Origin of the sequence: Streptomyces sp. R302 (assembly GCF_012927245.1) — a bacterium.
In the GTDB taxonomy this organism is placed as follows: Bacteria; Actinomycetota; Actinomycetes; order Streptomycetales; family Streptomycetaceae; genus Streptomyces.
Genome location: NZ_JABBGE010000001.1, coordinates 652,424 through 672,011 on the forward strand (window position 1 = coordinate 652,424; position 19,588 = coordinate 672,011).

Annotated in this window: 16 protein-coding genes; 11 read left to right on the top strand and 5 right to left on the bottom strand. The window is 71.8% G+C overall.

Annotated elements, in window-relative coordinates; translation table 11 throughout:
- Positions 1–79: 79 nt before the first annotated feature.
- Positions 80–1,294 carry an alpha/beta hydrolase gene (locus HHL19_RS02935; RefSeq protein ID WP_169085184.1) on the bottom strand — a complete coding sequence of 405 codons (1,215 nt, stop codon included), beginning with the start codon at positions 1,292–1,294 and terminating at the stop codon, positions 80–82.
- A gap of 117 nt (positions 1,295–1,411) precedes the next feature.
- The gene (locus HHL19_RS02940) at positions 1,412–2,038 is read right to left on the bottom strand and encodes a TetR family transcriptional regulator (RefSeq protein WP_169086252.1); all 627 of its coding nucleotides are present in this window, start codon (positions 2,036–2,038) and stop codon (positions 1,412–1,414) included.
- Positions 2,039–2,169: 131 nt separating this feature from the next.
- Between HHL19_RS02940 and HHL19_RS02945 the strand changes: the two genes are divergently transcribed.
- Together HHL19_RS02945 and HHL19_RS02950 are read left to right on the top strand one after the other, a co-directional pair.
- Positions 2,170–3,792: an MFS transporter gene (locus tag HHL19_RS02945; protein WP_169085186.1), complete on the top strand. Its 1,623-nt coding sequence runs from the start codon at positions 2,170–2,172 to the stop codon at positions 3,790–3,792.
- Positions 3,793–3,926: 134 nt separating this feature from the next.
- A complete protein-coding gene (locus HHL19_RS02950) occupies positions 3,927–4,355 on the top strand; it encodes a peptidase inhibitor family I36 protein (protein ID WP_169085187.1) in 429 nt (142 codons plus the stop codon).
- Here HHL19_RS02950 and HHL19_RS02955 read toward each other — a convergent pair.
- A complete protein-coding gene (locus tag HHL19_RS02955; RefSeq protein ID WP_169085189.1) occupies positions 4,336–5,172 on the bottom strand; it encodes a potassium channel family protein in 837 nt (278 codons plus the stop codon). The two genes, HHL19_RS02950 and HHL19_RS02955, sit on opposite strands and share 20 nt — an antisense overlap.
- Before the next feature lie 85 nt (positions 5,173–5,257).
- Positions 5,258–7,990, bottom strand: coding sequence for a pyruvate dehydrogenase (acetyl-transferring), homodimeric type (aceE, locus tag HHL19_RS02960; RefSeq protein WP_169085191.1), 2,733 nt, complete (start codon positions 7,988–7,990; stop codon positions 5,258–5,260).
- A 444-nt stretch (positions 7,991–8,434) separates the two neighbouring features.
- Here aceE and HHL19_RS02965 point away from each other — a divergent pair, with 444 nt between their 5' ends.
- From HHL19_RS02965 to HHL19_RS02990, 6 genes are all read left to right on the top strand, one after another.
- Complete coding sequence (locus HHL19_RS02965) at positions 8,435–8,857, top strand: DUF3052 domain-containing protein (protein WP_169085193.1); 423 nt, start codon at positions 8,435–8,437, stop codon at positions 8,855–8,857.
- Positions 8,858–9,034: 177 nt separating this feature from the next.
- A complete protein-coding gene (locus HHL19_RS02970; protein WP_169085195.1) occupies positions 9,035–9,493 on the top strand; it encodes a peroxiredoxin in 459 nt (152 codons plus the stop codon).
- A 165-nt stretch (positions 9,494–9,658) separates the two neighbouring features.
- Complete coding sequence (locus tag HHL19_RS02975; RefSeq protein ID WP_030495317.1) at positions 9,659–10,234, top strand: TerD family protein; 576 nt, start codon at positions 9,659–9,661, stop codon at positions 10,232–10,234.
- Positions 10,235–10,327: 93 nt separating this feature from the next.
- Entirely contained in the window at positions 10,328–10,903 is a 576-nt protein-coding gene (locus HHL19_RS02980; RefSeq protein ID WP_169085197.1) for a TerD family protein, read from the top strand.
- 29 nt (positions 10,904–10,932) lie between these two features.
- Complete coding sequence (locus HHL19_RS02985; protein WP_169085199.1) at positions 10,933–12,081, top strand: DUF475 domain-containing protein; 1,149 nt, start codon at positions 10,933–10,935, stop codon at positions 12,079–12,081.
- Between the two features lie 146 nt (positions 12,082–12,227).
- Positions 12,228–12,965 (top strand): Tellurium resistance, encoded by a 738-nt coding sequence (locus tag HHL19_RS02990; RefSeq protein ID WP_169085201.1) that lies wholly within the window; start codon positions 12,228–12,230, stop codon positions 12,963–12,965.
- 22 nt (positions 12,966–12,987) lie between these two features.
- Here the strand turns inward: HHL19_RS02990 and HHL19_RS02995 are convergent, their stop codons facing one another.
- A complete protein-coding gene (locus HHL19_RS02995) occupies positions 12,988–13,914 on the bottom strand; it encodes a TerD family protein (RefSeq protein ID WP_169085203.1) in 927 nt (308 codons plus the stop codon).
- Positions 13,915–14,156: 242 nt separating this feature from the next.
- Between HHL19_RS02995 and HHL19_RS36980 the strand changes: the two genes are divergently transcribed.
- The 3 genes from HHL19_RS36980 to HHL19_RS03015 are packed head-to-tail and all read left to right on the top strand — an operon-like array spanning position 14,157 to position 19,588.
- The gene (locus HHL19_RS36980) at positions 14,157–15,665 is read left to right on the top strand and encodes an HpcH/HpaI aldolase/citrate lyase family protein (protein ID WP_240981382.1); all 1,509 of its coding nucleotides are present in this window, start codon (positions 14,157–14,159) and stop codon (positions 15,663–15,665) included.
- 18 nt (positions 15,666–15,683) lie between these two features.
- Entirely contained in the window at positions 15,684–18,770 is a 3,087-nt protein-coding gene (locus HHL19_RS03010; protein ID WP_169085205.1) for a phosphoribosyltransferase domain-containing protein, read from the top strand.
- Positions 18,767–19,588 (top strand): HAD family hydrolase, encoded by an 822-nt coding sequence (locus HHL19_RS03015; RefSeq protein ID WP_169085207.1) that lies wholly within the window; start codon positions 18,767–18,769, stop codon positions 19,586–19,588. Before HHL19_RS03010 ends, HHL19_RS03015 begins: the two co-directional genes overlap by 4 nt.

Genomic DNA, 19,588 nt, shown 5'->3' on the forward strand with positions numbered 1-19,588 from the left:
TCATCGTAAGCGGCGCGTGCCCGTGCGTCGCCCCTCGGAACTATGGGGAAATTCCGTGATCTACGCGCGTCAGATCGCGTCAGATGCCGGTGCCGCCGGAGATTCCCCCGTGGCAAGCGCGGTCGGCACGTGCGCAGACGACCCGGCCGAAGGCCCCCGCGCCGATCGCCGCGAAGTTGCCGAGGCTCTGCGTCCCCGGCTCGAAGTAGCCGCTGTGCCCGGCCGCTCCGGCCGCCGAGACCAGCCGCGCCCCGAACTCCGGCGCCACCGGGTCCGCCCCGTGCCCGATCCCGCCGACCTCCAGGTGGGGGACGTCGGCGATCCAGTCCTCCGCGTCCCGCATCGCCCATATCCGCGCCTTCGTGCCCAGCTCGGCGGCGGTCTCCACGCGCATCCCGGGGCTGCCGGCCACGGCCAGGTCCGTCACCCGTTCCGGCAGCCGGGGCGCGGCGATCCCGCAGAGCACGGAGCCGTAGCTGTGGCAGAAGAGCGCCACCCGCGCCGTCCCCGGCAGTCCCTCGGCGAGCCGGACGAGCCGGTCGGCGCCGGTGGCGGCGAGCCGCCCGGTCACCGCGTCCACGCCGACGCGGGCGGGCGCGGTGTAGTCGGCCCAGGCGATGACCGCGACCCGGGCCCCCGGGGAGGTGCGCCGCTCCGCCTCGTACAGGGCGCGCGCCATGCCGACGGGGGCGGTGTACCGGCCGTTGGTCTTCTGGAAGGTGAGGAGGTGGGTGTCGACGCCGGGCACGACGACCGAGACCCGCCGGGCCCGCTCCAGGTCGCCCAGGACCTCGGCGGCCCGTCCCGTACCGGTGGGGTCGAAGGCGAGGATCCGGCGGCCGGGGGCGAGGAGGGACCGGAAGCGGTCCACCCGCCGGCGGGCCTCGTGCCGGCCCTCGGCGGAGAGCCGGGTGTCGTCGACGCGGGGCCGTTCGGCCGCGAGCGCGCGGGTGAGACCGATCCGGTTGGCGCGGTAGCGCAGGGCCGGCGGCGCCCCGTCGAGATTGCCGACGACGAACGGATGCCGCTCGGCGAGGCCCTCGGCGCGGGCCGGGCCCAGCGCGGCGAACCAGGCGGCGACCGTGCGCGGCGGGGCGGTGGCCGGATCCGGCGGCGGGGTGTCCGCTGTCCGCTCCCGTGCCCAGGCGGCCAGCGCGGCCTCCATGGACGGCCCGGCCACCGGCCGGTGCCGGACGGTGGTCCACCCGGTGGTGGCCAGCATCACGAGGACGACGGCGAGCGCGAGCAGCGTGCGCAGGACGGCGAGGGACGGCGGGACGTCGGCGGAGGTCACGGGCGCACACCCTAGACGGCCGAGATGACGGACCGGGCGGGGGCGGCCCGGGCGTGCCCCTCCGCCCGGGCTCGCGTCAGCGCTGCGCACGGGGCCGCGCCGGCCTCGCGTACGGGGCTACCGCCAGTGCAGGGACAGGGCGGGGCCGAGGTGGTCGAGGTACCGCTCGGTGAGGGCGCGGATGGCCTCCAGGGTGCGGTCCGTCCCCTTGCCCCACATCTGCCCCGTGACGCGCATCACGCCGCAGAAGGCGGCCACGGCGATCCGGGGCCGCGGATCGGCGTCCACGTCGAGCCCCTCGCGGCGGGCGACGAGCCGGGCGACGGTCTCCTCCATCTCGCTCGACCTGCGCAGGTGCGCGGCGAGCAGCGCCGGCGTCGACTCGATCATCAGGAAGGTGCTCAGGTACAGCTCGACGGGGACGACCTCGTGGATCGCGTCGCCCACCCCGTCCCAGGAGGCGAGGACGGCGTTGCGCATCGCGTCGAAGGGCCCCTCCTCGGGCGGGCGCGCGGCCAGCGCCCGGACGAACTCCTCCTCGACGATCCGCTGGAGGGCGAAGGCGACCTCCTCCTTGGAGGCGAAGTAGCGGAAGAAGGTGCGCTGCGAGACCTCCACCGCCTCGACGATCTCGTCGACGGTGGTCCGCTCGTACCCCTGGGTGGTGAAGAGCTCCAGGGCGACCTTGATGAGCGCGTCGCGGGTGCGCTGTTTCTTCCGCTCACGCAGGCCGGGCGCGGACACGGTCAACTGAGTCTCTTTTCGGTCGATTACGGGAGCTTCTCCCTGATCAGCGTACCTGTGAGCTACGTGACAGTTACCGACGCATGAATCGCTTTGTCAATTGTCAGTGACTGTCACTAGCCTTCGTTTCCATGACTAGTCAGACCACAGTGGAAAAGGCCCCGCAGGGCCAGGGGGGCGCCCGGGAGCCTGGTCCGGTCCCGGCGAAGGGCCTGCGCGGCCACCCCTGGCTGACTCTGTTCGCCGTCGCGGCGGGCGTGATGATGGTCGCCCTCGACGGCACGATCGTCGCCATCGCCAACCCGGCCATCCAGGCCGATCTCGGCGCCTCCCTGGACCAGCTCCAGTGGATCACCAACGGCTATCTGCTCGCGCTCGCCGTCGCCCTGATCACCGCCGGCAAGCTCGGCGACCGCTTCGGCCACCGCCAGACCTTCCTCATCGGCATCGCCGGCTTCGCCGCCGCGTCGGGCGCCATCGGCCTCTCCGACTCGATCGCCGCCGTCATCGCCTTCCGCGTCCTCCAGGGCCTCTTCGGCGCCCTGCTGATGCCGGCCGCGCTCGGCCTGCTCCGCGCGACCTTCCCCGCCGAGAAGCTGAACATGGCGATCGGCATCTGGGGCATGGTCATCGGCGCCTCCACGGCGGGCGGCCCGATCCTCGGCGGCTTCCTCGTCGAGCACGTCAGCTGGCAGTCCGTCTTCTTCATCAACGTGCCGGTCGGCGTCCTCGCCCTCGCCCTCGGCCTGCTGATCCTCAAGGACCACCGCGCCGAGAACGCGCCGCGCTCCTTCGACCTCCTCGGCATCGCGCTGCTCTCCGGCGCGATGGGCCTGCTCGTCTGGAGCCTCATCAAGGCCGGCGCGGACTGGGGCTGGGCCAGCGGCAACACCTGGGGCTGCCTGATCGGCTCGGTCGTCCTCTTCGCCGTCTTCGCGGTCTGGGAGACGAAGGTCAGGGAGCCGCTCATCCCGCTCGGCATGTTCCGCTCCGTGCCGCTGTCGGCCGGTGTGGTGCTGATGGTCCTGATGGCCTTCGCCTTCATGGGCGGCCTCTTCTTCGTGACCTTCTACCTCCAGGGCGTGAAGGGCCTCGGCCCGATCGACGCCGGTCTGCGGCTGCTCCCGCTGACCGCGATGATGATCGTCTCCTCGCCGCTGGCGGGCGCGCTCATCACCAAGTTCGGCCCGCGGGTGCCGCTCGTCGGCGGCATGGTCTGCACGGCCGCCGCGATGTTCGGCATGATCTCGCTCTCGGCCGGGACGAGCACGCTGACGATGTCCCTGTGGTTCGCCCTCCTCGGCCTGGGCCTCGCCCCGGTCATGGTCGGCGCCACCGAGGTCATCGTCGGCAACGCGCCGCTGGAGCTCTCCGGTGTCGCCGGCGGTCTCCAGCAGGCCGCCATGCAGGTCGGCGGCGCGCTCGGCACCGCGGTGCTCGGCGCGGTCATGTCCTCCAAGGTCGCCGGCTCCTTCGCGGAGAACTGGAAGGAGGCCGGCATCCCGGTCCCGGTCGACCCGCGCCTGGAGGAGGCCGCCGAGTTCGGTGTGGCCCCGGAGGCGATGGCGAAGGCGCCCGGCATGACGCCGGACCTCTTCGCCAAGATCACCGACGTCATCCACGACACCTTCCTCCAGGGCATGGGCCTCGCCTTCACCGTCGCCGGTGTCGTCGCGGTGGTCGCGGCCCTGGTCGCCACCCTCACCAAGCGCGGCGCGAACGCGCAGGCGGGCATGGGCGGCGGACACATCTGATCCACAGGGGACCCTGAGGTTCCCCAGGGGGCCGTCACCCGTTCGAAGGAACGGGGGCGGCCCCTCTTCCGTTCGGAGGGTCACTTCCTCCATGCTCGTGATTACAGAGAGTAACGACATGGGGGATGATCTGCATGAACGCAAAGGCGATGGCCGTGCTCACCGGGCTGGCGGCCCTGCTCCTGGCCACCCTCCCGGCCGCGGCCGCTCCGGCGGCACCGGCGGCACCGGCGGCCCCGGCCGCACCAGCGGCATCGGCGGCACGGGCGGGCGGGACCACGCTGGGGGCGTGCGGGCCCGGGCGGCTCTGCCTCTGGCCGAAGCCCGACTTCAAGGGCCGGCCGTGGACGTACGAACTGGCGACGACGGACCTCGACAGCTGCGTGGCCCTCCCGGCCGGGGCCTCGGCCCAGTCCCTGGCCGTCCGCACCGGCCGGCCGGTCACCGCGTACCAGTCGGCGGAGTGCGCGGAGACGGGCGAGTTCGAGACCTACCCGGGCCGGGGCACCTGGGCCCCGCAGACCCCCTACGAGGTCAGAGCCTTCAAACTCTGGGAGCGGTAGGACCACCCGACGCCGGCACCCCGTCCGGTACGTCCTCCGGTACGCCCTCCGGACCCGCGGCCGCCTGGCGCGGCACCGGGTCCGAGAGGCGGGCGACCTCGGCGCGCAGCTCGCGGACCTCCCGGGTGAGGGTCTCCAGGAGCTCCGTCTGGCGGCGCTCCAGCGCGTCGTCGCGGTCGAAGCGGGAGATGAACCAGGCCGCGATGTTCGCGGTCACCACACCCAGCAGGGCGATGCCCGAGAGCATCAGCCCGACCGCGAGCACCCGCCCGAGCCCCGTCTTCGGCGCGTGGTCGCCGTACCCGACCGTCGTCATCGTGGTGAACGACCACCACACGGCGTCGCCGAGGGTCTTGATGTTGCCGTCCGGCGCGTCCCGCTCGACGTGCAGCACCGCCAGCGAGCCGAACATCATCAGCCCGGTCACCGCGCCCGCCACATAGGTGGTGAGCGTGATCTGCGGGGCCATCCGGGCCCGCCGGCCCACGAGGAGGAGGGTGGCGACCAGACGCAGCAGCCGCAGCGGCTGCACCAGCGGCAGCAGCACCGCGAGCAGATCGAGGGGGTGGGAGCGGACGAAGGCCCAGCGGGACGAGGCGAGCGCGAGCCGGACGGCGTAGTCCACCGCGAAGGCGCCCCACACCGCCCACTCCACGTAGTGGCACAGCCGGAGCAGCCACGGCTCGGCGTCCGGCGCGACGATCGGCACGGCGTAGGCGATGCCGAAGGCCACCGCCATCACGAGCAGCGGGGTCTGGGTGCGCTCTTCCCAGCGGACCTGCGGGGGGCGCTCCTTCTTCACGGACATACGAGGCATCGTAAGGAATGCCGGGGACGGCGAAGGGCGGCGGGACCCGCCGGTCCCACCGCCCTCACCAGGTGCTACGCCCCGCCACTGCCCGTCAGGCGTCGCCGCCCGCGGGGCCCGGGTCGGCGGCGGCCACGTCCAGGAGCTGGTAGCGGTCCACCGCCTGCTTCAGGACCGCGCGGTCCACCTTGCCGTCGCGGGCCAGCTCGGTCAGCACCGCGAGCACGACCGACTGGGCGTCGATGTGGAAGTACCGGCGGGCGGCGCCCCGGGTGTCCGCGAAACCGAAACCGTCCGCGCCGAGGGAGGTGTACGGGCCGGGGACCCAGCGGGCGATCTGGTCCGGCACCGAGCGCATCCAGTCCGAGACCGCCACGAAGGGGCCTTCGGCGGCCTGGAGCTTGCGGGTGACGTACGGCACGCGCTGCTCCTCGTCCGGGTGGAGCAGGTTGTGCTCCTCGACCGCCACGGCCTCGCGGCGCAGCTCGTTCCAGGAGGTCGCGGACCAGACGTCGGCCTTGACGTTCCACTCCTCGGCGAGGATCCGCTGCGCCTCGACCGCCCACGGGACGGCGACGCCGGAGGCCATGATCTGCGCGGGGATCGTGCCGGCCTCGGCCCGCTTGTAGCGGTGGATGCCCTGGAGGATGCCCTCCACGTCCACGTCGTCCGGCTCGGCCGGGTGCTGGATGGGCTCGTTGTAGACCGTCAGGTAGTAGAAGACGTCCTCCGCCTGGGGGCCGTACATCCGGCGCAGACCGTCCTTGACGATGTGCGCGATCTCGAAACCGAAGGCCGGGTCGTAGGCGATGCAGGCCGGGTTCGTCGAAGCGAGGAGGTGCGAGTGACCGTCGGCGTGCTGGAGGCCCTCGCCGGTCAGCGTGGTGCGGCCGGCCGTGGCGCCGAGGACGAAGCCGCGGGCGAGCTGGTCGGCCATCTGCCAGAACTGGTCGCCGGTCCGCTGGAAACCGAACATCGAGTAGAAGACGTAGACCGGGATCAGCGGCTCGCCGTGGGTGGCGTAGGCCGAGCCGGCGGCGATCAGCGAGGCCGTGCAGCCGGCCTCGGAGATGCCGTCGTGCAGCATCTGGCCGGTCGGGGACTCCTTGTAGGCGAGGAGGAGTTCGCGGTCCACCGCCTCGTACTGCTGCCCGAGCGGGTTGTAGATCTTGGCGCTCGGGAAGAAGGAGTCCATGCCGAAGGTGCGGTACTCGTCCGGCGCGATCAGCACGAAGCGCTTGCCGATCTCCTTGTCCCGCATCAGGTCCTTGAGCAGCCGGACGAAGGCCATGGTGGTGGCGATCGACTGCTGGCCCGAGCCCTTGCGGACCGCCGCGTAGGTCTTGTCGTCCGGCAGCGCCAGCGGCCTCGACCGCACCACGCGGGTCGGCACGTAGCCGCCGAGCCCGTTGCGGCGGTCGTGCATGTACTGGATCTCCTCGGAGTCCCGGCCCGGGTGGTAGTACGGCGGCAGGCCGGACTCCAGCTCCTTGTCGGTCACCGGGATGTGCAGCCGGTCGCGGAAGCGCTTGAGGTCGTCGACCGTCAGCTTCTTCATCTGGTGGGTGGCGTTGCGGCCCTCGAAGTTGGGGCCGAGGGTCCAGCCCTTGACGGTCTGGGCCAGGATCACCGTCGGCTGGCCCTTGTGCGCCTTGGCCGCCGCGTAGGCCGCGTAGATCTTCTTGTGGTCGTGGCCGCCGCGCCCCAGGTGGAGGATCTGCTGGTCCGACATGGACTCGACCATCGCCCGCAGCCGGTGGTCGTCGCCGAAGAAGTGGTCGCGGATGTACGCGCCGGTCTCCGTCGCGTACGTCTGGAACTGGCCGTCCGGCGTGGTGTTCAGCCGGTTGACCAGGATGCCGTCGCGGTCCTGGGCGAGCAGCGGGTCCCAGGAGCGGTCCCAGATGAGCTTGATGACGTTCCAGCCGTTGCCCCGGAAGATCGACTCCAGCTCCTGGATGATCTTGCCGTTGCCGCGGACCGGGCCGTCGAGCCGCTGGAGGTTGCAGTTGACGACGAAGGTGAGGTTGTCGAGGCCCTCCCGGGCCGCGATGGAGAGCTGGCCGAGCGACTCGACCTCGTCCATCTCGCCGTCGCCGAGGAAGGCCCACACGTGCGACTTCGAGGTGTCGGCGATCCCGCGCGCCTCCATGTACCGGTTCATCCGGGCCTGGTAGATCGCGCCGAGCGGGCCGAGGCCCATCGACACCGTCGGGAACTCCCAGAAGTCCGGCATCAGCCGCGGGTGCGGATACGACGACAGCCCGTTCGGGTACTTCGACTTCTCCTGGCGGAAGCCGTCGAGCTGGGTCGCGGTCAGCCGGTCCAGGAGGAAGGCGCGGGCGTAGATGCCGGGGGAGGCGTGGCCCTGGAAGAAGATCTGGTCGCCGCCGTCGCCCTCGTCCTTGCCCCGGAAGAAGTGGTTGAAGCCCACGTCGTAGAGGGAGGCGGAGGAGGCGAAGGTGGCGATGTGGCCGCCGACGCCGATGCCCGGGCGCTGGGCGCGCGAGACCATCACGGCCGCGTTCCACCGGGTGGCGTTGAGGACCTTGCGCTCGATCTCCTCGTTGCCGGGGAAGAAGGGCTCGTCCTTGGTGGCGATGGTGTTGACGTAGTCCGTGCTCCGCATCTCGGGCACGGCCACCCGCTTCTCGCGGGCGCGCTCGATCAGCCGGAGCATCAGGTAGCGGGCCCGCTCGCGGCCCCGCTCGTCGACGGCCGCGTCGAGGGAGTCGAGCCACTCCTGGGTCTCTTCCGGGTCGAAGTCCGGGACCTGGCTGGGAAGGCCGCCAATGATGATCGGGTTGCGGTCGGATCCGGGAGCCACGCTGTTCCTTCGCTGGTCGGGGGGAGCCCCACGAGGGAGGGGAGCCCCGTTGAGGCCGGGATGTCCGAGGCCGGGGACGTCCATCGTGTACCCGGCTCGCGGCACCCGTCATCTTTACCGAGAGGTAATCCTCCGCGCGCCCTCCCCGCGCGAGCGGTGTGGTCAAATCGCAACCTTACGCTCAATCCGCGCATGCGTTCCGGCAATGCGTTCGGCAGACTGAAACCGCAGAAACCCGCGAAGCGGGACGAATCGCGTACCCCTGATCACGGAGCGCTGTCGAAAGTCGCCGGAAGTTGCGGTGAGACGGCCCCAAACGTCACCGTTTCGGCGGTCTCCACGGCCGGGTACTTGCGCGATCCGCCCCGTCACGTGTGGACTACGGCCAGCGCCGCGCGTACGTGCGGCCCGAGCATTTTCCGTTACATGATCAGGAGGCAAGCCGTGAGCGCGACCGCGGACCACGCGGAGGAGCGGACCAACCCGGCGGCGAGGCTGGGGTTCGAGCCCGGACAGGTGGTCCAGGAGATCGGCTACGACGACGACGTCGACCAGGATCTCCGTGAAGGCATCGAGTCCACCATCGGCCAGGAGCTCGTGGACGAGGACTACGACGACGTCGCCGACGCCGTCGTCCTCTGGTTCCGTGACGAGGACGGTGATCTCACCGACTCGCTGGTGGACAGCATCGGTCTGCTGGAGGACGGAGGCAACATCTGGTTGCTGACGCCGAAGACCGGCCGTGACGGCTACATCGAGCCGTCCGACATCAACGATGCCGCGCAGACCGCTGGTCTCTCCCAGACCAAGAGCATCAGCGTCGCCAAGGACTGGACGGGCACCCGCCTGGCCGCTCCCAAGCGCTGATCCCCCTGCTGCGCGAAGCCCCCGCCGTCACCACGGCGGGGGCTTCCCCGCACCCGCGTCCGCACCCGCGTACGCGCCCGGACCCGACCGCGCCCCGGGGGCCCGCCGGCCAGGCCGTAGGGTGGGGTTCACCGGTTCGGCCCAGAGGCCGGGCCCCTTCGAAGGGATGCGTACGCGATGGCGATCGAGGTCGGCACCAAGGCCCCCGATTTCGAGCTCAAGGACAACCACGGCCGTACCGTGAGGCTCTCCGACTTCCACGGTGAGAAGAACGTCGTCCTGCTCTTCTACCCCTTCGCCTTCACCGGCGTCTGCACGGGCGAGCTGTGCGAGCTCCGCGACAACCTGCCGACGTTCGTCAACGACGACACCCAGCTGCTCGCGGTCTCCAACGACTCCATCCACACCCTGCGGATCTTCGCCGAGCAGGAGGGCCTGGAGTACCCGCTGCTCTCCGACTTCTGGAAGCACGGCGAGGCCTCCCGCGCCTACGGCGTCTTCGACGAGGACAAGGGCTGCGCCGTCCGCGGCACCTTCATCATCGACAAGGAGGGCGTCGTCCGCTGGACGGTCGTCAACGCCCTGCCGGACGCCCGTGACCTCGACGCGTACGTGAAGGCGCTCGGAACCCTCTGAGCCCGCCGGGGCGGCCCCGGAATCGGCGACGCGAACCGACATCCCCCGATTCCCCGGGCGAATCGCCTGTTTCGACTGGGAACCCGTCACTAGGATCCAGTCGTTGATCCGATGCCAACGCACGACCGGGGGCGCTGCCCCTGGAAACCAATGATGGAGGGACTCGTGGGAGTCAGCCTCAGCAAGGGCGGCAACGTCTCGCTGACCAAGGAGGCCCCTGGCCTCACCGCCGTGACCGTCGGTCTGGGCTGGGACGTCCGCACCACCACCGGTACGGACTTCGACCTCGACGCCAGCGCCATCCTGGTGAGCGAGGCCGGCAAGGTGCGCAACGACCAGGACTTCGTCTTCTTCAACAACCTCAAGAGCGCCGACGGTTCCGTCGAGCACACCGGTGACAACCTCACCGGTGAGGGCGAGGGCGACGACGAGCAGGTCAAGGTCAACCTCGCCGGCGTGCCTGCCGACGTGGCCAAGATCGTCTTCCCGGTGTCCATCTACGACGCCGAGAACCGCCAGCAGTCCTTCGGCCAGGTGCGCAACGCGTTCATCCGCGTCGTGAACCAGGCCGGCGGCGCCGAGATCGCGCGGTACGACCTCTCCGAGGACGCCTCGACCGAGACCGCCATGGTCTTCGGCGAGCTGTACCGCCACGGCGCGGAGTGGAAGTTCCGCGCGGTCGGCCAGGGTTACGCCTCGGGCCTGCGCGGCATCGCGCAGGACTTCGGCGTCAACGTCTGAGCCGAGCCCGCTCGCACACGTCCGGCGCCGCACCTCGTGCGGCGCCGGACGTGCCTCATGGCAGCAGCATCCACCGGGGAGGAACCGAACACCATGGGCGTCACACTCGCCAAGGGAGGCAACGTCTCCCTCTCCAAGGCCGCACCCAACCTCACCAAGGTCCTCGTGGGCCTCGGCTGGGACGCGCGGTCCACCACCGGAGCCGACTTCGACCTCGACGCCAGCGCGCTGATGTGCCAGGCCGGCCGGGTGCTCGGTGACGAATACTTCGTCTTCTACAACCAGCTGCGCAGCCCCGAGGGTTCGGTCGAGCACACCGGTGACAACCTCACGGGAGAGGGCGACGGCGACGACGAGTCGCTGATCATCGACCTCACGCGCGTCCCGCTCCAGTGCGACAAGATCGTCTTTCCGGTCTCCATCCACGACGCGGACAACCGCGGCCAGACCTTCGGCCAGGTCAGCAACGCCTTCATCCGCGTGGTGAACCAGGCGGACGGTCAGGAACTGGCCCGCTACGACCTCTCCGAGGACGCCTCCACCGAGACCGCGATGATCTTCGGCGAGCTCTACCGCTACAACGGCGAATGGAAGTTCCGCGCGGTCGGTCAGGGGTACGCGTCCGGACTGCGCGGCATCGCTCTAGACTTCGGGGTCAACGTTTCGTAAAGCCGCGTTATCACACAATGGGGTAGGCAGTGCTTCTGAAAACCTTCGGCTGGTCGTTCGCGATCACCGCGCTCGGCCTGGTCGCCGCGGTGTTCTACGGGGGGTGGGAGGCGTTCGGGATCGTCGCGATCCTGTGCATCCTCGAGATCTCGCTCTCCTTCGACAACGCGGTCGTCAACGCCGGCATCCTGAAGAAGATGAATGCCTTCTGGCAGAAGATCTTCCTCACCATCGGCATTCTCATCGCCGTCTTCGGAATGCGACTGGTCTTCCCCGTCGTGATCGTGGCGATCAGCGCCAAGATCGGTCCGATCGACGCCGTCGACCTGGCGCTCAACGACGCCGACCGATACCAGGAACTGGTCACCGACGCGCACCCGTCGATCGCGGCCTTCGGTGGCATGTTCCTCCTCATGATCTTCCTCGACTTCATCTTCGAGGACCGTGACATCCAGTGGCTGCGCTGGATCGAGCGCCCGCTGGCCAAGCTCGGCAAGGTCGACATGCTGTCGGTCTGCATCGCGCTGATCGTCCTGCTCGTCACCTCGATGACCTTCGCGACCCACGCCCACCAGCACGGCGGCGCCCACGTCGACAAGGCGCAGACGGTCCTCATCTCCGGCATCGCCGGCCTCATCACGTACCTCGTCGTCGGCGGTCTCTCCGGCTACTTCGAGAACAAGCTGGAGGAGGAAGAGGAGCGCGAGCACGAGGCCGAGGAAGCCGCCAAGCGCAGCGGCAAGAAGGTCTCCGCGGTCCAGCTCGCCGGCAAGGCCGCCTTCTTCATGTTCCTCTACCTGGAGGTCCTCGACGCCTCCTTCTCCTTCGACGGCGTCATCGGCGCCTTCGCCATCACCAACGACATCGTGCTGATGGCGCTCGGCCTCGGCGTCGGCGCCATGTACGTCCGGTCGCTCACGGTCTACCTGGTCCGCCAGGGCACCCTGGACGACTACGTGTACCTGGAGCACGGCGCGCACTACGCGATCGGCGCCCTGGCCGTGGTCCTCATGATCACCATCCAGTACGAGATTCCCGAGATCGTCACCGGAGGCATCGGCGTCGCGCTGATCGCCTGGTCCTTCTGGTCCTCCGTCCGCCGCAACCGCGCGCTGGCGGCGGCCGAGGGCGGCTCCGGCTCCTCGGACGACAAGGCCGAGGTGAGCTCCGGGGTGTGACACCCTGCACCCGGGTGTGCGCCCGGCCACGGGGTGTGACACCGGGGACAATGAGGAACGCTTCCCTGCGGGGCGGCCGGCTCGTCCGGTCGCCCCGCAGGCGCGTGACAGCCGGGCAAGGCGAGCGATATGGGGGTGGGGGCCCGATGGCCTTCTGGGACAACCTGATTCCGGGGCGCGCGGCGTCCTTCGACACGGGGGTGGGTACGTCCCACACCATCGACCTGACCAGGCGCCGCCCCCAGGTCTCGCTGGCCCGCCAGGGCGGCGCCACCGGCAACCTCAGGGTCAACCTCTCCTGGCGGATGCGCACCTCCGACATCGAGGGCCGCTCCCGGCAGAGCGGCCGGCTGCTGCGCAACCCGGCCCAGTTCTTCAAGCCCGAGGTCGTGCAGGCCCACACCCAGGGCATGGTCAACGTCGACCTCGACCTCGGCTGCCTCTACGAGCTCAAGGACGGCAGCAAGGGCGTCGTACAGCCGCTCGGCGGCTTCTTCGGCGACCTCAACACCGCCCCGTACGTGAAGCTCAGCGGCGACGACCGCTTCGGCGCGCCCTCCGGTGAGACGATCTTCGTCAACCTCGACCACAAGGACGAGATCAAGCGGCTGTTGTTCTTCGCGTACATCTACGACCAGACCCCGGCCTTCGACCGCACGCACGCCAAGATCACGCTCTATCCGAGCAACGGCCCGCGCATCGAGATCGACCTCGACGAGCGCGCCCCGCAGGCCCGCTCCTGCGCCGTCTTCTCGGTGGACAACAGCAAGGACGAGCTGCTCGTCCGGCGCGAGGTGAGGTTCGTCTACGGCTTCCAGGCCGAGCTGGACCGGCTGTACGGCTGGGGACTCCAGTGGGGCCGCGGCTACAAGTCCAAGACCTGACGGCGGCCCCCCGGCTCCCGGGTCAGGAGCGCTGGAACTGCGGCCCCATCGGCGGCATCCGGAACTCCACGACGGGCTCGGGCCCGCCCTGCCCGCCGTGCCCGGCGTACACCGGCTGCGGGTAGCCGTACGCGGGCTGCCCCTCGGGCATCGGCGGCACCGGCGGGGCGGGCGGCATCGGCGGCGGCTGCGGCGAGCGCGGTACGGGGGCGTGGACGACGGTCGCGTCCAGGTCCGGGTCCGGGGCGGAGCCCGTACCGGCTCCCGCGCCGGCTCCGGAGGCGGCGGAGGAGTCGACGAGCGCGGTCTCGGCGAGCGAGCCGTCGGTGGAGGCATCGTCGACGGGGGTGTCGGCGACGGGGGTGTCGGTGGGCGTGTCCGCGGCGGCCTCGGGCTCCTCGTCGACCGAGATGCCGAAGTCCGTCGCCAGGCCCACCAGACCGGTCGGATAGCCCTGCCCGACCGCCCGGAACTTCCACCCGTCGCCCCGGCGGTACAGCTCGCCGCAGATGACCGCGGTCTCCTCGCCGGTCTCCGCCGTCACGTCGAAGCGCGCCAGCGGCTCCCGGTCGGGCGCGGCCGTGGCGTCGTACAGGAAGATCCGCAGGTCGGTGACCGCGCGGAAGGTGCCGCCGTCCGAGGAGGCGGCGAGCACCACCCGGTCGACGGCGGCGTCGAGCGCCCCGAGATCGGCCTCGACCGTGTCCGTCAGCCCCTCGGCCACCCGCTTCTTCGGCAGCCGCCGCACCAGGCCCGAGGGGTGGCGCGGCTGGTTGTAGAAGACGAAGTCCTCGTCGGAGCGGACTCGCCCGTCGGGACCGAGGACCAGGGCCGAGGCGTCCACGTCGGGGACCCCGGGGCCCGGGGTCCAGCGGAGCACGGCCCGTACGGCCGCGGTGTCGAGAGGGACGTTGGAGCCCTTCAGCATCGCGTGCGTCATGACGGCCATCCTGCCCTCCTGTCCGACCGGGGGACAACGCGGGGGCGCCACGGGTCGCGGAACCGGTGGCGTACCGGGGGCGTACCGGGGCCGTACAGGGGTCGTACGCCTGTCGGAATCCGGTGTAGGGAAGGGACCCGACGGGGACGGGTTACCTGGATTTCATGAGCGGTGGGAACTACGGACACCCGCACCTACGTACTATTACCGGCCACGTGTCATCCGGCCAAGGAAACCAGACGGGGACTTATATGCGTCATTTCGGGCACATCCCGTCCGCCGTGCGGAGCGGGCTGTTCCACCGCGAGCCGGTCGAGTTCACCGCCGACTCGCCCGCCGGCACACTCGCGGTCGCCCTCGGCGCCACGCTCTACAGCCCCGCCACCCGGCCCCGGCTCGCCGACGCGATCCGCAAGCAGGCCGCCCGGGGCGTCGTGTCCATGGTCCTCTGCCTGGAGGACTCGATCGGCGACGGAGACGTCGAGGCCGGCGAGGCCAACCTGGTCCGGGAGTTCCGCCGCCTGGCGGACGAGGCCCCGGAGGCGGGCGACGGTCCGGACGGACGGCGTTCCGGCGAGGGCCCCGGCGAGGGTCCTGGTGGCGGCTCCGGCGAGGGCCCTGGTGGCGGCTCCGGCGAGGGCTCTGGCGGTGGCTCCGGCGAGGGCTCTGACGGGGGCCCTGGTGGCGGCTCCGGCGAAGGCCCTGGCGAGGGTCCTGGTGGCGGCTCCGGCGAAGGCCCTGGCGAGGGTTCTGGCGGCGGCTCCGGCGCAGGCTCCGGCAAGGGCTCTGGCGGTGGCTTCGGCGAAGGCCCCGGCGAAGGCTCTGGCAGGGGCACCGGCAAAGGCACCGGCGACGGATCCGGAGCGCGCCCCGCCGAAGGCCCGGGCGTGCCCCTGCTCTTCATCCGGGTCCGCGACCCCCGCCAGATCACCGACCTCACCACCCGCCTCGGCGACACCGTGCGCCTGCTGTCCGGATTCGTCCTGCCCAAGTTCACCGAGACGCGCGGCGCCGCCTTCCTCGAAGCGCTCACCCAGGCCGAGCGCATCGCCGGCCGCCGCCTCTACGCCATGCCCGTCCTGGAGTCCCCCGAGCTGCTCCACCTGGAGACCCGGGCCGAGACCCTCGCCGGCATCGCCGCCATCACCGACAAGTACCGCGACCACGTCCTCGCCCTCCGCCTCGGCGTCACCGACTTCTGCTCCGCGTACGGGCTCCGCCGCTCGCCCGACATGACCGCCTACGACGTCAAGGTCGTCGCGAACGTCATCGCCGACGTCGTCAACGTCCTCGGCCGCGCCGACGGCACCGGCTTCACCATCACCGGCCCCGTCTGGGAGTACTTCCGCCCCGGCGAGCGCATGTTCAAGCCCCAGCTGCGCCGCAGCCCCTTCCTGGAGGGCCGCGCCGAGGACCTGCGCACCGCCCTCATCGAGCACGACATGGACGGCCTGCTCCGCGAGATCGAGCTCGACCGCGCCAACGGCCTCCTCGGCAAGACCTGCATCCACCCCACCCACGTGGTGCCCGTCCACGCCCTGTCCGTGGTCAGCCACGAGGAGTGGAGCGACGCCCAGGACATCCTCCGTCCCGAGCGGGACGGCGGCGGAGTGCTGCGCTCCGCCTACACGAACAAGATGAACGAAGTGAAGCCGCACCGGGCCTGGGCCGAGCGCACCCTGCTGCGCGCGGACGCCTTCGGCGTCGCCCGCGAGAACGTCGGCTTCGTGGAACTGCTCACCGCCGGCCTGGCCGGCTGACGAAAGGACTGCGGCGACGTGGTGTGGACCGGAACGTGGGTCGCGGAGCGGCTCGGCGTCGAACTGATCGGCGACGAGGAGCTGCCGGCCCTCTTGGGCCTCGCCCTGCGCCGCAACCCCAAGCGCGCCCACCTGCTCGTCTCCAGCGTGCTCGGCAAGCACGTGCCGCAGCACCCCTCCGTGGTGTACGGCTCCGGCCTCGGCCTCGGCCTGCGCGTCCGCGAGCTCCTCGGCGCGGAGGAGGCGGAGCGGGCCGTCGTCCTCGGCTACGCGGAGACCGCCACCGCCCTGGGCCACGCCGTCGCCGACGGCCTCGGCACCGCCCCGTACCTCCACTCCACCCGCCGCCCCGTCCCCGGCGTCGCCACCGCGGGCGGCTTCGAGGAGTCCCACTCCCACGCCACCTCGCACCTGCTGCTCCCCGAGGACCCGGAGCTGCTGGCGGGCAAGGGCCCGCTGGTCCTCGTCGACGACGAGTTCTCCACCGGCAACACCGTCCTCAACACCATCCGCGGCCTCCACGAGCGCTACCCCCGCGACCGGTACGTCGTCGTCGCCCTCGTCGACATGCGCGCCCCCGCCGACCGCGACCGCCTCACCGCCTTCGCCGCCGAACTGGGCGCCCGCGTGGACCTCCTCTCCCTGGCCGCCGGCACCGTCACCCTCCCGGAAGACGTCCTGGAGAAGGGCCAGGCGCTGGTGGCCCGCCACGAGAGCCCCTCCACACCCCGCCCCCACGGGAAGCCCTCGACCACCCCCTCCCCAGCCGCCGCACCGACCGTGCCCGCTACGTCCACCCCTTTCGACGCGTCCGCCGAACGGCCCGCGCCCACGGCGCAGGGTGTGCCTGCGGCGCAGGCCGCGCCGGATGTGCAGGCCGCGCCCACGGCGCCTGCCGAGCCGGACGTGTCTGCGGCGCAGGGCGTGCCTGCGGCGCCTGCCGTGCCCGCCGAGTTCGGCGCGCCCACGGTGCAGGCCGTGCCCGCAGTGCCTGCCACGCCGGATGTGCCTGCGGCGCAGGGCGTGTCTGCGGCGCCGGACGCGCCCGGCGAGGTCGGTGCGCCCACGGTGCAGGCCGCGCCCGCGGCGCCTGCCGAGCCGGATGTGCAGGCCGCGCCAGCCGCGCAAGGCGTGCCTGCCATGCAGGGTGCGCCTGGCGCGCAGGGCGTGCCTGCGGCGCCTGCCGTGCCCGCCGAGTTCGGCGCGCCCACGGCGCAGGCCGCGCCCACGACGACCCCCCCCCCCACCCACACCCACACCCCCGCCCCCGCCCACACCCCCACCGTCACCCGCATCCCCCTCGACTGGCCCGCGGAGGTCCCCGACGGGGGCCGGCACGGGTTCACGCCCGGGCATCGGGCCCGGCTCGAGGCGGCGCTGCCGGCGATGACGAAGGCGGTCGCCGAGGCGGTCACCGCAGGTGCGGCGGACGGCAGCGGCGCGTCGGACGGCGGCGCCGAGCGCGCGCCCCGGATCCTCGTCCTCGGGTTCGAGGAGCTGATGTACGCGCCGCTGCGGCTCGCCGGCGCGCTGGAGGACGCGGGGCTCGACGTCCGGTACTCCACGACCACCCGCTCGCCCGTCCTCGCCGTCGACGACCCCGGCTACGCCATCCGCACCCGGCTCGTCTTCCCCGCCCACGACGACCCGGCCGACGGCCCCGGCGAGCGCTACGCCTACAACGTCGCGGGCGGCGGCTTCGACGCCGTCGTCGCGGTCGTCGACTCGGCCGCCGACACCCCCGCACTGCACGCCCCCGACGGCCTGCTCGCCCAGCTCGCCGCGCACGTACCGCGCGTCGCCCTGGCCGTCGTCCCCGCCTACGCACCGCAGCCGCAGCCGCAGCCGCAGCCGCAACCGCAGGCGCAGGCGGCCATGGCGCCGGTGGCCGCGACCCTCACCGAAGCTCCCGACCTCACCGAAGCTCCCGAAAGGAGCTCCATGCTGCCCGAGCCCCTCCGCGGCCCCGCCTTCTCCTCGTACGCCCCCGAGGAGGTCGGCTGGCTGCTCCAGGACCTCTCGGACGTCGAGCTGGAGGCGCCCACCGAGGAACGCGAGGAAGCCATCCAGCGCGGCGGCGCGCACTACGCCGAGTCGCTGCCCGTCGAGTACCAGCCGAGCGCCCGCTACCAGGAGCTCTTCCACAGCGCCCTGGAGGCCTCCGCCGCCCGCATCGCCCACGCGGTCGGCACCGTCACCGAGACCGTCCTCGCCGAGAAGAACGGCCGCCGTCCGGTCCTCGTCTCCCTCGCCCGCGCCGGCACCCCCGTCGGCGTCCTGATGCGCCGCTGGGCGCTCCACCGCCACGGCCTCGACCTGCCGCACTACGCCGTCTCGATCGTCCGCGGCCGCGGCATCGACGCCAACGCGCTGCGCTGGCTCGCCGCCCACCACGACCCGGCCGACGTCGTCTTCGTCGACGGCTGGACCGGCAAGGGCGCCATCACCCGCGAACTCGCCGCCGCCCTGCGCGAGTCGGAGGAGTTCGCCGGCTTCGACCCGGAGATCGCGGTCCTCGCCGACCCCGGCTCCTGCGTTCGCACGTACGGCACCCGCGAGGACTTCCTCATCCCGTCCGCGTGCCTCAACTCCACCGTCTCCGGCCTGATATCGCGTACGGTGCTCCGCTCCGACCTGGTCGGCGCGGACGACTTCCACGGCGCCAAGTTCTACCGGGACCTGACCGGCGCCGACGTCTCGAATGCCTTCCTCGACGCCGTCGAGGCCCGCTTCGACGAGGTCGCCGACACCGTCGACACCGACGTGAAGGACCTCCTCGCCGCCGACCGCGCCGACCGCACCCCCACCTGGGAAGGCTGGGCGGCCGTCGAGCGGATCAGCGAGGAGTACGGCATCCACGACGTGAACCTCGTGAAGCCCGGCGTCGGCGAGACCACCCGCGTCCTGCTGCGCCGCGTCCCCTGGAAGATCCTCGCGAAGCGCGGCGCCGGCGCCGACCTCGCCCACGTCCGCCTCCTCGCGGAGCAGCGCGGCGTCCCCGTGGAGGAGGTCGACGGCCTCCCGTACACCTGCGTGGGCCTGATCCACCCCCAGTACACCAGGGGTGCGACAGGCGCCGACGGGAAGGCGGTGGTGTCCCGATGAACGCGCCCTCCACCACCACCCTGGTCGCCAGCGACCTCGACCGCACCCTCATCTACTCGACCGCGGCCCTCGCCCTCGGCATGCCGGACGCGCAGGCGCCCCGGCTGCTGTGCGTCGAGGTCCACGAGTCCAAGCCGCTCTCGTACATGACGGAGGATGCCGCCGAACTCCTCGCCCGGCTCACCGCCGAGACGGTCTTCGTACCCACCACGACCCGGACGCGCAAGCAGTACGAGCGCATCCAACTCCCGGGCGCCACACCGAAGTACGCCATCTGCGCCAACGGCGGGCACATCCTCGTCGACGGCGTCACCGACGCCGACTGGCACGCCTCCGTCCTCCGCAGGCTCGCCGACGAGTGCGCCCCGCTCTCCGAGATCCGCGCCTACCTCACCGCCACGACGGACCTCTCCTGGGTGCGCAAGCACCGCGTCGCCGAGGACCTCTTCGCGTACCTCGTCGTCGAGCGGGAGCGGCTCCCGGAGGACTGGCTGGACCGCTTCGGCGCCTGGGCCGGCGAGCGCGGCTGGACGGTCTCGCTCCAGGGCCGCAAGGTGTACGCGGTGCCGAAGCCGCTCACGAAGGGCGCCGCCGTCCGCGAGGTCGCCCGGCGCACCGGCGCCGCGCTCACCCTCGCGGCGGGCGACTCGCTCCTCGACGCGGATCTGCTGCTGGCCGCGGACCGGGCCTGGCGCCCGGGCCACGGCGAACTCGCCGACAGCGCCTGGACCGCCCCCCACCTCGACGTCCTCACGGAGCGGGGCGTGGCGGCGGGCGAGGAGATCCTCCGCCGCTTCCGCGCGGCGGCGCTCAGCTGA